The following is a 12,407-nucleotide window of genomic DNA, read 5'->3' on the forward strand; positions in this document are numbered from 1 at the left end:
ATTATGTGTTACCCTTGGTGCAGCTTAATGAGTTGCGCCGAGGGGCCAGATGCTGACACATGACCTTTACCTTGTTATCGGGCTGGCCGTTCTGGTCCTGTCCTTGCCCGCGATTGCCGGGGCGCTCAGCGAAGGGCGTGCACCCCGCGCGGCCTCGATCATGGTGTTGATCGGCGGCGGGTTGATCGTTCTGGCCGTGATGCAAAAGCCCGGCGGCTACACGCTTGAGGAAATCCCCGGCGTGATCTATTCGGTCATCGGATATTTTTTACGCTGAGCCTTTGTGGCAAGGGGCATCGCGTGAAATAAACCTCTTGCCTGCCCGCAGAATTTCTCCTATATGCCGCACTTCATGCGCGACCGGCTTAAGTGGCATGCCGAGTCGTGTAGAAACCGAACCCACGAAGGAGACGGAAATGCCCAAGATGAAGACCAAATCAAGCGCCAAAAAGCGCTTTAAGGTGACCGCGACCGGCAAGGTCATGGGCGCCCAGGCTGGCAAACAGCACGGAATGATCAAACGGACGAAGAAATTCATCCGCAACGCACGCGGCACGTCCGCTCTGTCCGCCCCCGACGCTAAGATCGTCAAGGGCTACATGCCCTACGACCGCTAAGAGGAGATACAGATATGTCCCGCGTTAAAGGTGGAACCACAACCCACGCCCGTCACAAGAAAGTCGTCAAGGCCGCAAAAGGCTACTACGGTCGCCGTAAGAATACCTTCAAGGTTGCCCGTCAGGCCGTCGACAAAGCGAACCAATACGCAACCCGCGACCGCAAGAACCGCAAGCGCAATTTCCGTGCGCTGTGGATCCAGCGGATCAACGCAGCCGTGCGTTCGCATGACGAAAACCTGACATACTCGCGCTTCATCAACGGCCTGAACCTGGCTGGCGTTGAAGTGGACCGTAAGGTTCTGGCCGACCTGGCCGTGCACGAACCCGAAGCGTTCACCGCGATCGTTGAAAAAGCACAGGCTGCTCTGGCCGCCTAAGCGCCCGTTCAGTTTGAAAGATCAAAGCCGCAGGGGTCTCTCTGCGGCTTTTTCTTTTTAATGCAGTATCGAAATGCTCTAGGCTCCCCCGAAAAAGGAGCCACCCATGTCCGACCTGACAATCCGCCCGCTTGTCGCGGCTGACCGCCCCGCCTGGGACCAGCTCTGGCAGGCCTATCTGGCCTATTATGAAACCGAGTTGCCGGGCGCGGTCTATGACACCGCGTTTGAACGGCTGCTGTCTGGTGATCCGCATGAATTTGCCGGGCTGATTGCCGAACAGGATGGCGTGGCGGTCGGCCTGACCCATTACCTTTTCCACCGCCGCCTGTGGTCCATCGAGGACACCTGCTATCTGATGGACCTTTATGTCAGCCCCGATTGCCGCGGTGGCGGCGTGGGCCGCCAGCTCATCGAGGCCGTGCATGAACGCGCCAAAGCCGCGGGCATTCCCGACGTCTACTGGCTCACGCAGGAGTTCAACTACAAAGGCCGGATGCTCTACGACAAGGTTGCCACCCGCACCCCCTTCATCAAATACGCAAAACGCGACCCGTCCTGACCCGCAAACACCGCCCTGCGCTTGCCATTTTGCCCCGCATTCGCTAGCTGGAAGCGGTGCGAAGCAAAGGGACCGAGATGGACGAGCTCAGAACAAAATATCTGGACGCAATCGGTGGGGCCGCTGACGAGGCGGCTCTGGAAGATATCCGCGTGCAGGCGGTCGGCAAAAAGGGCGAAGTGGCCCTGAAAATGCGCGAGCTGGGCAAGATGACGCCCGAGGAACGGCAAGTGGCCGGACCTGCGCTGAATGCCCTGAAGGACGAGATCAATTCGGCCATTTCCGCCAAGAAATCCGCGCTGGCGGATGCCGCCCTTGATGAACGTCTGCGCACCGAATGGCTGGACGTCACCCTGCCGGGCCGCCCCGCGCGCCAAGGCACCATCCACCCGATCAGCCAGGTGACCGAGGAAATCTCGGCCATCTTCGGCGACATGGGCTTCTCGGTCGCGGAAGGTCCGCAGATCGAAAGCGATTGGTATAACTTTGATGCGCTGAACATCCCGCCGCACCACCCCGCACGGCAGGAGTTTGACACGTTCTACATGCACCGCGACGAAGGCGACAACCGCCCGCCGCACGTGCTGCGCACCCACACCTCGCCGGTACAAATCCGCGCGATGGAGAAGACCGGCGCGCCGATCCGCGTGATTGCACCGGGCCGCGTCTATCGCTCGGACTATGATCAGACCCACACCCCGATGTTCCATCAGGTCGAGGGGCTGGCGATCGACAAAGACATCTCGATGGCGAACCTGAAATGGACGCTCGAGGAATTCTGCCGTGCGTTCTTTGAAATCGACGGCATCGAACTGCGCTTCCGTGCCTCGCACTTCCCCTTCACCGAGCCGTCGGCCGAAGTCGACATTCGCTGCTCGTGGGAAGGCGGCACCCTGAAATTGGGCGAGGGCGACGACTGGATGGAAATCCTTGGCTCCGGCATGGTGCACCCGAAAGTGCTGTCGGCAGCAGGCGTGAACCCCGACGACTGGCAGGGCTTCGCCTTCGGTCTGGGCATCGACCGTCTGGCCATGCTGAAATACGGCATCCCCGACCTGCGCGCGTTCTTTGACAGCGACCTGCGCTGGCTGCGCCACTATGGCTTCAGCTCGCTCGACGTGCCGACCATGCGTGGGGGGCTGAGTAGGTAAGTGTACGCTCTTCAGGTTTATATGGCGGCGTATTGGGATTGGTGGGATCGCAAGGTTTCAGTCAATCCGAAGCGCTGGGAATATGCCTTGCTTGCTATCGGTTTAATACTGACCTTTCTACCCGCTTTATTGGGAGTGTGGGCGTTCGCATTTTACCCGGTAGGCTGGATATTTATTTTGCCTGGATACCATCACGCCTCGAAAAAAAATAAACGAGCTGCGGAAGAGAAAGCGGATCAGCTAGAAACCTCGCTCAGAATAAAGAAGCTCATTTTGCTTGGGCAGAAAGAGAAATCACAATGAAATTCACCATCTCCTGGCTGAAAGACCACCTCGACACCGACGCGAGCGTCGATGAGATCGCCGAGGCCTGCACCGATCTGGGGCTCGAGGTTGAGGATATCTTCAACCCGATGGACCGTCTGGGCGCCTTTACCATCGCTAAGGTCAAATCGGCCGAGAAACACCCCGACGCCGACCGTCTGCGCGTCTGCACGGTCGAGACGAACGAGGGCGAAAAGCAGATCGTTTGCGGTGCGCCGAACGCGCGCGAGGGCATCACCGTGGTGCTGGCGAAACCCGGCGACTATGTGCCCGGCATCGACGTGACGCTCTCGGTCGGCAAAATCCGCGGCGTCGAAAGCCACGGCATGATGGCCTCCGAGCGCGAGCTGGAGCTGTCGGACGAACATGACGGCATCATCGAGCTGCCTTCGGGCGAAGTGGGTGAGCGTTTCGTCGACTGGCTGGCCGCCAATGACCCGACCAAAGTCGACCCGGTGATCGAGATTGCGATCACCCCGAACCGCCCCGATGCGCTGGGCGTGCGCGGCATTGCGCGCGACTTGGCCGCCCGTGGTCTGGGCACGTTGAAGCCTCTGAAAGAACATAAGGTTCAGGGCACCGGCCCCAGCCCGATCAACGTGACCATTGACGATGACACGCGCGACGATGCGCCTGTCTTCATGGGGCGTCTGATCAAAGGCGTGAAGAACGGCCCGTCGCCTGCGTGGTTGCAGGTGCGTCTGAAGGCTGTTGGGCTGCGCCCGATCTCGGCCCTTGTCGATATCACCAACTTCTTCACCTACGACATGAACCGCCCGCTGCACGTGTTTGACGCGGATAAGGTCAAAGGCGATCTGCGCGTGCATCGCGCCAAGGGCGGCGAGACCCTGATAGGGCTGGACGAGAAGGAATACACCTTCCCCGAGGGCGCCGTTGTGATCTCGGACGCGGAAGGCGTTGAAAGCATCGGTGGCATCATGGGTGGTCTGCCCACGGGTTGTACTGAGGAAACCACCAATGTCTTCCTCGAGGCCGCTGTTTGGGACACGATACAGATCGCAAAAACCGGTCGTGCGCTGAAGATCAACTCGGACGCGCGCTATCGCAACGAACGCGGCATTGACCCCAACTACAACGCCCCGGCCATCGAGGCCGCGACCCAGATGATCCTTGATCTCTGCGGGGGCGAGGCTTCGGACGTGGTGACCGCTGGCGAAGTGCCGGACGTGGCCCGCGCCTATAAGCTCGACACGGACCGTGTTCAGTCGCTGGTGGGCATGGACATTCCTGCCGATGAGCAGCGCAAGACCCTGACCGCGCTGGGCTTCACGCTGGAGGGCGACATGGCCCATGTGCCGTCGTGGCGCCCCGACGTGCTGGGCGAGGCCGATCTGGTCGAGGAAGTGGCTCGTGTCGCCTCGCTGACCAAGCTGGTCGGCAAGCCGCTGCCGCGCACCCATGTGGGCGTGCCCAAGGCGATCCTGACGCCCATGCAAAAGCGCGAAGGCATTGCGCGGCGCACTGTGGCGGCGCTGGGCTACAACGAATGTGTGACCTACAGCTTCATTGATCAGGCGAGTGCGGAACGCTTCGGCACTGGTGGAGACAACGTTGCACTGGCAAACCCGATCTCGTCGGAAATGAGCCATATGCGCCCCTCGCTGCTGCCCGGTCTGTTGCAAGCCGCTGCCCGCAACCAAGCGCGCGGTTTCATGGATCTGGCGCTTTTCGAAGTTGGCCCCGTCTTCCACGGCGGTGAGCCGGATGAGTACGAACAGATGGTCACAGGTATTCTTGTCGGACACACCGGCCCGCGCGACCGTTTTGGTGCACGTCGCCCGGTTGATACCTATGACGCCAAAGCAGATGTCGAAGCGGTGCTGAGCGCCATCGGCGCGCCGGCTAAACTGACCTTCGTGCGCGACATGAATGCGTGGTGGCATCCGGGTCGTTCGGCCAAGCTGGGTCTGGGACCGAAGAACATCCTTGGCGCGTTTGGCGAGCTGCACCCGAAAACCATCGCCGAGATGGACGTGAAAGGCCCTGTTGTGGCCTTCGCCGTGCATCTGGCGAAAGTGCCCTTCCCGAAAGCCAAAGGCACGGGCCGCGCGGCGCTGGGCGCGTCGGACTTGCAACCGGTCGAGCGTGACTTTGCCTTCGTTGTGGATGCGGATGTTGAAGCCATCAATCTGGTGAATGCCGCCGCGGGTGCCGACAAGGCGCTGATCACCGATGTAAACGTCTTTGACGAGTTTATCGGCGGCAGCTTGGGTGAGGGCAAGAAGTCCCTCGCCATCACCGTGCGCCTGCAACCGCGTGACGCGACGCTGACCGACAAGGACATCGAGGCGGTTAGCCAGAAGATCGTCCAGAAGGTCGAGAAGGCGACAGGCGGCAGCCTGCGCGGATAAATCCAAAGCGCGGTCCCTCGGGGCCGCGTTTCCATTCGGAGAACAGCCATGACCCTGAACGTTTACCTTTCCGGCGAAATCCACACCGATTGGCGCGAGCAGATCATTGACGGCGCGAAGGGGCTTGATGTGAGTTTCTCATCCCCTGTGACGGATCACGATGCCTCGGACGATTGCGGCGTGGCCATTCTGGGCGAAGAGCCCAACAAATACTGGCACGACCACAAAGGCGCGATGATCAATGCGATCCGCACCCGCAAAGGGATCGAGGACGCAGACGTCGTCGTCGCGCGCTTTGGCGAAAAATACCGCCAGTGGAATGCCGCCTTTGACGCAGGCTATGCCGCCGCCAAGGGAAAATCGCTGATCATCCTGCAGATGCCTGAACATGACCACGCCTTGAAAGAGGTCGATGCCGCGGCGTTGGCCGTGGCCCGTGAGCCCGCTCAAGTTGTTGAAATCCTTAGCTACGTTCTAAGCGGAGCATTGCCCGGCTGACTTGCACGTCAACTTGTGGTGACGGGTTTTTGTTTTTTCCCCCACAAAATGCGCGAAGTCCGTGTATGTTTGCTATCAATGCGAACAGGGTCATGCGTAGCGCAGGACCTGAAAGATAGATGGGGACAATATGCTTCAAGAGTTCAAGGATTTCATCGCCAAGGGCAATGTCATGGATATGGCCGTTGGTATCATCATCGGTGCGGCGTTCACCGCGATCGTCAAATCCATGGTCGACGACCTGATCAACCCGATCATCGGGCTATTTACCGGTGGCGTGGATTTCGTCAACAAATATGCGGTGCTTGCGGGCGAGGTCGCCGCCGGCACGTCGCTTGAAGCGGCGCGAGAGGCCGGTGCTTCGGTTTTTGCCTATGGTGCCTTCATCATGGCCGTGATCAACTTCCTGATCATCGCATGGGTGGTGTTCATGTTGGTGCGCTATGTAAACAAAGCCAAGGAAGCCGCCGCCAAGGAAGAAGAGGTCGCGGCAGAAGAGGCTCCGGCGGGGCCGAGCGAACTGGACCTTCTGACCGAGATTCGCGATGCCTTGAAGAAATAATCGGGGAATACATCCGATTGCAGAAGGGCGCCCGACCACGGGTGCCCTTTTCTTTTGCCTTTTTCCGGGGCGGGTCGAAAAATACGCGTTTTTCGTTTGACACCAGCCACGCGCCGGAATATTCGGACCACCGATGTGAGATGGCGTGGTAGCTCAGCTGGTTAGAGCACAGCACTCATAATGCTGGGGTCGGCGGTTCAAGTCCGCCCCACGCTACCACATCCGGTCCAGCCCACGGCACCAAGGACGACGACCCGGCTACGCGCCGGGTTTTTTTGTGTCTGGCGCACGATTTCCGGTTGGGGACGGGTGCATTTCCCACGCGTTTCCACATATAATTTACACAGACATGAGAAGGCTGCCCATAGCCCCAAAAATCCAGAGGACCGAGCGCGCCCCATGCTAGCCGAGATCAAAGCCCTGTCCCGCCTGACGCTGGAAACAGCACGGGACCTTGCGCCGATTGTGGGCGTGGTGGCCATCTTTCAGCTTTGGGTGCTGCGCCAGCCGATTGACGATTTATCCATGAAAATCATCGGGCTCTTGTTTGTCATGGCGGGGCTTGCGGTGTTCATCCGCGGGTTGGAGCTGGCGTTGTTCCCGCTGGGCGAAAGCCTGGCTGACGCTTTCGCCAACAAGGGGAACCTGACGTGGCTTCTGCTTTTCGCCTTTGCGCTGGGCTTTGGCACCACGGTGGCAGAACCCGCCCTGATTGCCGTCAGCGGAGAGGCCGCGCGCACCATGTCCGACATTGGTGCTGTTGCGGCCGATGAGGCGGCGCAGAACGGCTATGCTGACGCATTGCGCTATACGGTGGCGGCGGCAGTGGGCACCTCGCTTGTCATTGGTGTGCTGCGCATTCTGCTGGGATGGCCGATCCAGTATCTGATTATTGGCGGCTACGTGATCGTGGTGGTGATGACGGGCTTTGCGCCGCCCGAAATCGTGGGCATTGCCTATGACAGCGGTGGGGTGACCACATCAACCGTCACGGTGCCGCTGACCACGGCGCTGGGCGTGGGGCTGGCCAGCGTGATCAAGGGGCGCAACCCGATGGTGGATGGCTTCGGTCTGGTGGCCTTTGCCAGCCTTCTGCCGATCATCTTCGTGCTTGGCTTCGGGATCGTGGGAACATGGTGATGCTTTTGGATCTACTGCGCACCATCGCCTCGACCGTGTTGGACATTCTGCCGATCGCAGTGATTTTGCTGTTCTTCCAACTTGTGGTCCTGCGTCGTCCAGTGCCGCATCTGCCACAAGTGCTCTTGGGCAGTGTCTATGTGGTGCTGGGACTGGGGCTGTTCCTCTTTGGCCTTGAATATGCGCTCTTTCCCATTGGCGAAAGCATGGCTCGCCAGTTGACCGCGCCTGACTTCATCGGTGACCCCGCCGATTGGACCCGCCACGGCTGGACCTATCTTTTTGCCTTTGCCATCGGTTTCTCGACGACCATCGCCGAACCGTCCTTGATTGCCGTGGCCATGAAGGCGCGTGATGTGTCAGGCGGCGCGGTCAGTGCGTGGGGGTTGCGTTTGGCGGTGGCCTTCGGTGTGGCGCTCAGCCTTGTGGTGGGCACGCACCGGATCGTCACAGGCACGCCGCTGCATTTTTACATGATCGCGGGCTATGTGATCGTGATTGTGCAAACCATGTTTGCGCCGAAGATGATTGTGCCACTGGCTTATGATAGCGGGGGGGTGACCACCTCGACCGTGACCGTGCCTTTGGTGGCGGCACTTGGGCTGGGGCTTGCCTCGACCGTGCCGGGGCGCAGCGCCGTGCTGGACGGGTTCGGTCTTGTCGCTTTGGCCAGCCTGTTCCCCATGATCACCGTGATGGGCTACGCTCAATTCGTCGCGTGGCAATCGCGCCATGAACCCGATACTCTGCCGCAGGACGGCGAAAGAAAGGATGCGCCATGAAGTTCAAACTGATCATCGCCCTGGTGCAGGACGCCAAAACCGACGAGGTGCTGGACGCGGCCCGTGCGGCCGGTGCCACCGGCGCCACCGTGATCACCAGCGTGCGCGGAGAGGGGCTGAGGCAGAAGAAGACCTTCCTGGGCCTGACCGTTGCCGGGCAGCGCGATATGGCCCTGTTTCTGGTCGAAGAGCACAAAGCCACGGACATCCTTGAAGCCGTCGCCAGTGCCGGCAAATTCCTTGAGGAACCGGGCAGCGGGGTCACCTTCCAGCTGGATATCGAAGATGCCATTGGGTTGGAAACACAGGTCGCCGCCATGCGGTCGTCTTTGCAGGAGGATGAGCTATGACGAAAACAGAAGCCATTCAGACCCGCGATGCCATGCGGCAGGCCCATGTGATCGACGGGCTTTCATCCGTGCGAAAGGCACTGGCAATCATGGAAGAGACCGGGCGCAATGCTCTGGTGATCGACAAGCGTGACCCGCAGGACGAATACGGTCTGATCACCATCGGCATGATTGCCCGTGAGATTTTTGCGAAAAACCGTAACCCGCAACGGGTCAGTGTCTACGAGGTGATGGAAAAGCCCGCCCTGACCATCTCTGCGGGCATGCAGGTGCGCTATGCGCTGCGCCTGATGACCCGGCTGGGCGTTGAACATGCGATTGTCTGCAAAGGGGACACTCTGGTCGGCGTCGCGGACCTGCGCGATATGTCGATGTGCGAATTTCGCGACGGGCAGTCGAAAGCCTGATCCTGATCCGCGCCGAATCTCTCACAGGACACAGCGCAAAGAAAAAGCCCCGCCAGATGGCGGGGCTTTCGCGTTGAAACCTGACGGGAGGATCAGATTTTCAGCGCCTCTTCACCGGTGATGCTGTCCAGCCCAAGGGCTTCGCCCACGGCTGCATAGGTCAGCTTGCCTGCGTGCACGTTCAGACCGTTCAGAAGGTGCGGATCGGCCGCACAGGCCTCTTTCCAGCCTTTGTCAGCCAGTGACAGCATGAAGGGCAAGGTGGCGTTGCCAAGTGCGATGGTCGATGTGCGGGCAACGGCGCCCGGCATGTTGGCCACGCAGTAATGCATCACGTTGTCGACTTCATAGATCGGGTCAGCATGGGTGGTGGCCTTCGATGTCTCGAAGCAACCGCCTTGGTCGATGGCCACATCCACCAGCACCGCACCGGGTTTCATGGTCGACAGCTGATCACGGCTGATCAGTTTTGGCGCAGCAGCACCGGGGATCAGAACCGCGCCGATGACCATGTCAGCGGTGGTGATCAGCTCGGCCGTGGCCGCCGCAGTGGAATACTGGTTCTTGAACGTGCCGCCATAGACGTCATCAAGATAGCGCAGGCGCGGCAGAGACCGGTCCAGCACAGTCACATCTGCGCCCATGCCAGCAGCGATCTTGGCCGCGTGGGTGCCAACGACACCGCCGCCGATCACAACAACCTTGGCGGGGCCAACACCGGGTACACCCCCCATCAGAACGCCGCGGCCACCATTGGCCTTCTGCAGTGTCCACGACCCGACCTGAGGGGCCAGACGACCGGCAACTTCGGACATCGGGGCCAAGAGCGGCAGGCCGCCATTGCGGTCTGTCACGGTTTCATAAGCAATGCAGGTCGCGCCGGAAGCGATCAGGTCATGGGTCTGATCGGGGTCGGGTGCGAGGTGCAGATAGGTGAACAGAAGCTGACCTTCGCGCAGCATCTTGCGTTCAACCGCTTGCGGCTCTTTCACCTTCACGATCATGTCGGCTTTCGCAAAAACCTCTTCAGCGGTGCCAAGAATGGTGGCCCCCACTGCGGTGTAGTCTTCGTCGGAAAAACCTGCGCCGGCACCGGCATTGGTTTCAACAATCACGGAATGACCACGACCGATGGCTTCACCAGCGGCAGCGGGCGTCAGACCGACGCGAAATTCCTGGGGCTTGATCTCTTTCGGGCATCCGATCAGCATGGGGGTTCCTCCTTGGTCCCTGTTGGCGGGAAGTTGTGTTTCCTGCCCCTGATCTTGCGGCGTTCCCTGCGCAATTGCTTTGAAAAGATGCACCGGATAAGCTAGATAGTTTCGAAGATTATCCTGTTAAAGAATGAATGTGCGCAAGGAGCGTGTGCGAAAATGGAACTCGACAGTATAGATCGCCGCATCCTTGGGGTGCTCCAACGTACAGGTCGCATGTCTAACGCAGACCTGTCTGACAAGGTGAACCTGTCACCCTCTGCGTGCCATCGTCGGGTGCAAAGGCTCGAAGCCGAGGGCTTTATTCGCGACTACGTTGCCCTTCTTGATCCGCGTAAAATGGGGTGCCCGTCGACCGTTTTTGTCGAAATCACCCTGTCCGGCCAGGCCGATGAGGTGCTCGATGCGTTCGAACGCGAAGTGGCGCGGGTTCCGGATGTGCTCGAATGCCACCTTATGGCCGGCACGGCGGACTACCTGCTGAAAGTGGTGGCGCAGGATACCGAGGACTTTGCCCGCATCCACCGTCAATACCTCGCCCGGCTACCCGGCGTACAGGGCATGCAATCCAGTTTTGCCCTGCGTACCGTGTTCAAAACCACCGCCCTGCCGGTTTGAAGCGCTCCCGCGCCCTATGACCTTCCGGCCAGTCGGGCTTGGGCGTGGCCGAGGCTGCGCCTCGGCGGTGGCGCTTCCCATTTTCTTGTCAGAAGCACCTCGGGGTGAGCCTCGAAGAGGCGAGGGGCAGCGCCCCTTAAAGCGTTTCGAAATCAACTTGTGATCCAACTTAATCTCGAAGCGCTTTAGGCAGTACGCAGCTTCAGGGGCTGTTCCTTCACCGGCAAATGCACGATGGCCGAAAACGCCCCGACCCCAACGCCAATCCACCACACGAAGGTGTAATCGCCAAAAGCATCATACATGCGCCCGCCAAGCCAAACGCCCAGAAAGCTGCCCAATTGGTGCGAGAAGAAAACAATCCCGTAAAGCGTGCCCATGTAACGCAGGCCATAGATATGTGCGACCAGACCTGAGGTCAGCGGCACCGTTGCCAACCACAAAGACCCCATGGCAATCGAAAACAGGATAACAGAGGTCGGCGTGATGGGCATCAGGATGAACAAGGCCGCGACAATGGTCCGCCCCGTATAAATCGCCGCCAGAAGATACTTCTTGGAATAGGTCTTGCCCAAATACCCGGCCAACAAGGTGCCCGCGATATTTGCCAACCCAATCAGCGAAATCGAGATTGCTCCCAAGGCCGATGTGGTCGACACGCCCACCGCCGCCAGCGTGCCCGATGGGTCAATCGCCCCACACATCTCGGTCACGAAGGCCGGGAAATGCGCGGTGATGAAGGCAAGTTGATAGCCGCAGGAAAAGAACCCCAGGAAGATCAGCGTATAGCTTGGGTCTTTGAAGGCCTTCACAAGAATCTGCCCCATGCTTTCTTCAAGCTCGGATTTCGAGGCCACCTCTTCGGTTTTCATCAAAGGCAAAAGCGCAAGTGTCGCCACGATGGCGGCGGCAAAGATCAGGAACACATCCTGCCAGCTCATCACGGACAACATGAACTCCGCCAGCGGGGCGCCAAACACTTGTCCGGCCGATCCCGCTGCCGTGGCAATTGCCAAAGACATCGAGCGGTTCTCGTCGCTGGCCGCACGGCCGACGACGGCCAAGATCACGCCGAAACCCGTGCCCGCAATGCCGAACCCAACCAGCACTTCCAGCGCCTGATGCGCCTCGGGCGTCACGGCTGCTGAACTGGCCACCAGCCCAACCGCGTAAATCAGCGCGCCCATGATGATTGCCTTGCGGTCGCCCATCTTCTCGGCGATGGCGCCGAAAATCGGCTGGCCGATCCCCCATGCAAGGTTCTGAATGGCGATGGCCAGCGAAAACTCGGCGCGTGGCCAATTGAACTCGGTCGCAATTGGAATTTGAAACACGCCGAAACTTGCGCGGATCGCGAAGCTGACGAGGATGATCAAACAACCCGCCACAAGGACGGGGGTGATGAGGGGCGCGCGTGTCTCTGTCATCTG

Annotated in this window: 16 protein-coding genes and 1 tRNA gene; 15 read left to right on the forward strand and 2 right to left on the reverse strand. The window is 59.8% G+C overall.

Annotation, left to right across the window (positions count from 1 at the left end):
- Nucleotides 1–49: 49 nt before the first annotated feature.
- The 14 genes from ACRY08_RS12680 to ACRY08_RS12745 all read left to right on the forward strand — a co-directional run bounded on the left by ACRY08_RS12680 (nucleotide 50) and on the right by ACRY08_RS12745 (nucleotide 9,145).
- Nucleotides 50–277 carry a hypothetical protein gene (locus tag ACRY08_RS12680; protein WP_432450317.1) on the forward strand — a complete coding sequence of 76 codons (228 nt, stop codon included), beginning with the start codon at nucleotides 50–52 and terminating at the stop codon, nucleotides 275–277.
- A 139-nt stretch (nucleotides 278–416) separates the two neighbouring features.
- Nucleotides 417–617, forward strand: coding sequence for a 50S ribosomal protein L35 (gene rpmI / locus ACRY08_RS12685; protein ID WP_371169578.1), 201 nt, complete (start codon nucleotides 417–419; stop codon nucleotides 615–617).
- A gap of 14 nt (nucleotides 618–631) precedes the next feature.
- A complete protein-coding gene (gene rplT, locus ACRY08_RS12690; protein ID WP_432450318.1) occupies nucleotides 632–997 on the forward strand; it encodes a 50S ribosomal protein L20 in 366 nt (121 codons plus the stop codon).
- Nucleotides 998–1,103: 106 nt separating this feature from the next.
- Entirely contained in the window at nucleotides 1,104–1,559 is a 456-nt protein-coding gene (locus tag ACRY08_RS12695; RefSeq protein ID WP_432450320.1) for a GNAT family N-acetyltransferase, read from the forward strand.
- A gap of 77 nt (nucleotides 1,560–1,636) precedes the next feature.
- Nucleotides 1,637–2,710, forward strand: coding sequence for a phenylalanine--tRNA ligase subunit alpha (gene pheS, locus ACRY08_RS12700; RefSeq protein WP_432450321.1), 1,074 nt, complete (start codon nucleotides 1,637–1,639; stop codon nucleotides 2,708–2,710).
- Complete coding sequence (locus ACRY08_RS12705; protein WP_432450323.1) at nucleotides 2,711–3,013, forward strand: hypothetical protein; 303 nt, start codon at nucleotides 2,711–2,713, stop codon at nucleotides 3,011–3,013. It begins immediately after the preceding gene.
- Entirely contained in the window at nucleotides 3,010–5,406 is a 2,397-nt protein-coding gene (gene pheT, locus ACRY08_RS12710) for a phenylalanine--tRNA ligase subunit beta (RefSeq protein WP_432450325.1), read from the forward strand. Before ACRY08_RS12705 ends, pheT begins: the two co-directional genes overlap by 4 nt.
- A 48-nt stretch (nucleotides 5,407–5,454) precedes the next feature.
- Nucleotides 5,455–5,904 (forward strand): YtoQ family protein, encoded by a 450-nt coding sequence (locus ACRY08_RS12715; protein ID WP_432450326.1) that lies wholly within the window; start codon nucleotides 5,455–5,457, stop codon nucleotides 5,902–5,904.
- A gap of 130 nt (nucleotides 5,905–6,034) precedes the next feature.
- Nucleotides 6,035–6,466, forward strand: coding sequence for a large conductance mechanosensitive channel protein MscL (gene mscL, locus ACRY08_RS12720; RefSeq protein WP_432450328.1), 432 nt, complete (start codon nucleotides 6,035–6,037; stop codon nucleotides 6,464–6,466).
- 142 nt (nucleotides 6,467–6,608) lie between these two features.
- A tRNA-Met gene (locus ACRY08_RS12725) sits at nucleotides 6,609–6,685 on the forward strand.
- 180 nt (nucleotides 6,686–6,865) lie between these two features.
- Nucleotides 6,866–7,606: a DUF1538 family protein gene (locus tag ACRY08_RS12730; protein WP_432450329.1), complete on the forward strand. Its 741-nt coding sequence runs from the start codon at nucleotides 6,866–6,868 to the stop codon at nucleotides 7,604–7,606.
- Nucleotides 7,606–8,388 (forward strand): DUF1538 domain-containing protein, encoded by a 783-nt coding sequence (locus ACRY08_RS12735; protein ID WP_432450330.1) that lies wholly within the window; start codon nucleotides 7,606–7,608, stop codon nucleotides 8,386–8,388. The genes ACRY08_RS12730 and ACRY08_RS12735 overlap by 1 nt, the downstream gene beginning before the upstream one ends.
- Entirely contained in the window at nucleotides 8,385–8,738 is a 354-nt protein-coding gene (locus ACRY08_RS12740; RefSeq protein ID WP_432450331.1) for a P-II family nitrogen regulator, read from the forward strand. Before ACRY08_RS12735 ends, ACRY08_RS12740 begins: the two co-directional genes overlap by 4 nt.
- On the forward strand, nucleotides 8,735–9,145 hold the full coding sequence (locus ACRY08_RS12745) for a CBS domain-containing protein (protein WP_432450332.1): 411 nt from the start codon (nucleotides 8,735–8,737) through the stop codon (nucleotides 9,143–9,145). Before ACRY08_RS12740 ends, ACRY08_RS12745 begins: the two co-directional genes overlap by 4 nt.
- Nucleotides 9,146–9,237: 92 nt before the next feature.
- Here the strand turns inward: ACRY08_RS12745 and ald are convergent, their stop codons facing one another.
- Nucleotides 9,238–10,356 (reverse strand): alanine dehydrogenase, encoded by a 1,119-nt coding sequence (gene ald / locus ACRY08_RS12750; protein ID WP_432450333.1) that lies wholly within the window; start codon nucleotides 10,354–10,356, stop codon nucleotides 9,238–9,240.
- 162 nt (nucleotides 10,357–10,518) lie between these two features.
- Between ald and ACRY08_RS12755 the strand changes: the two genes are divergently transcribed.
- A complete protein-coding gene (locus ACRY08_RS12755) occupies nucleotides 10,519–10,977 on the forward strand; it encodes an Lrp/AsnC family transcriptional regulator (protein WP_432450334.1) in 459 nt (152 codons plus the stop codon).
- A gap of 185 nt (nucleotides 10,978–11,162) precedes the next feature.
- Here ACRY08_RS12755 and ACRY08_RS12760 read toward each other — a convergent pair whose 3' ends face one another.
- Nucleotides 11,163–12,404, reverse strand: coding sequence for an MFS transporter (locus tag ACRY08_RS12760; RefSeq protein ID WP_432450335.1), 1,242 nt, complete (start codon nucleotides 12,402–12,404; stop codon nucleotides 11,163–11,165).
- Nucleotides 12,405–12,407: the final 3 nt, after the last annotated feature.

The sequence above is a fragment of the Aliiroseovarius marinus genome (genome assembly GCF_050881025.1).
GTDB lineage: Bacteria > Pseudomonadota > Alphaproteobacteria > Rhodobacterales > Rhodobacteraceae > Aliiroseovarius > Aliiroseovarius marinus_A.

Bases quoted from the DNA above. Each gene is read 5' to 3' on its own strand.
- pheS (WP_432450321.1), top strand. From the start codon at position 1,637: ATGGACGAGCTCAGAACAAAATATCTGGACGCAATCGGTGGGGCCGCT.
- ACRY08_RS12695 (WP_432450320.1), top strand. From the start codon at position 1,104: ATGTCCGACCTGACAATCCGCCCGCTTGTCGCGGCTGACCGCCCCGCC.
- ACRY08_RS12745 (WP_432450332.1), top strand. From the start codon at position 8,735: ATGACGAAAACAGAAGCCATTCAGACCCGCGATGCCATGCGGCAGGCC.
- mscL (WP_432450328.1), top strand. From the start codon at position 6,035: ATGCTTCAAGAGTTCAAGGATTTCATCGCCAAGGGCAATGTCATGGAT.
- ACRY08_RS12730 (WP_432450329.1), top strand. From the start codon at position 6,866: ATGCTAGCCGAGATCAAAGCCCTGTCCCGCCTGACGCTGGAAACAGCA.
- rpmI (WP_371169578.1), top strand. From the start codon at position 417: ATGCCCAAGATGAAGACCAAATCAAGCGCCAAAAAGCGCTTTAAGGTG.
- rplT (WP_432450318.1), top strand. From the start codon at position 632: ATGTCCCGCGTTAAAGGTGGAACCACAACCCACGCCCGTCACAAGAAA.
- ald (WP_432450333.1), bottom strand. From the start codon at position 10,356: ATGCTGATCGGATGCCCGAAAGAGATCAAGCCCCAGGAATTTCGCGTC.
- ACRY08_RS12755 (WP_432450334.1), top strand. From the start codon at position 10,519: ATGGAACTCGACAGTATAGATCGCCGCATCCTTGGGGTGCTCCAACGT.
- ACRY08_RS12740 (WP_432450331.1), top strand. From the start codon at position 8,385: ATGAAGTTCAAACTGATCATCGCCCTGGTGCAGGACGCCAAAACCGAC.
- ACRY08_RS12735 (WP_432450330.1), top strand. From the start codon at position 7,606: ATGCTTTTGGATCTACTGCGCACCATCGCCTCGACCGTGTTGGACATT.
- ACRY08_RS12680 (WP_432450317.1), top strand. From the start codon at position 50: ATGCTGACACATGACCTTTACCTTGTTATCGGGCTGGCCGTTCTGGTC.
- pheT (WP_432450325.1), top strand. From the start codon at position 3,010: ATGAAATTCACCATCTCCTGGCTGAAAGACCACCTCGACACCGACGCG.
- ACRY08_RS12715 (WP_432450326.1), top strand. From the start codon at position 5,455: ATGACCCTGAACGTTTACCTTTCCGGCGAAATCCACACCGATTGGCGC.
- ACRY08_RS12760 (WP_432450335.1), bottom strand. From the start codon at position 12,404: ATGACAGAGACACGCGCGCCCCTCATCACCCCCGTCCTTGTGGCGGGT.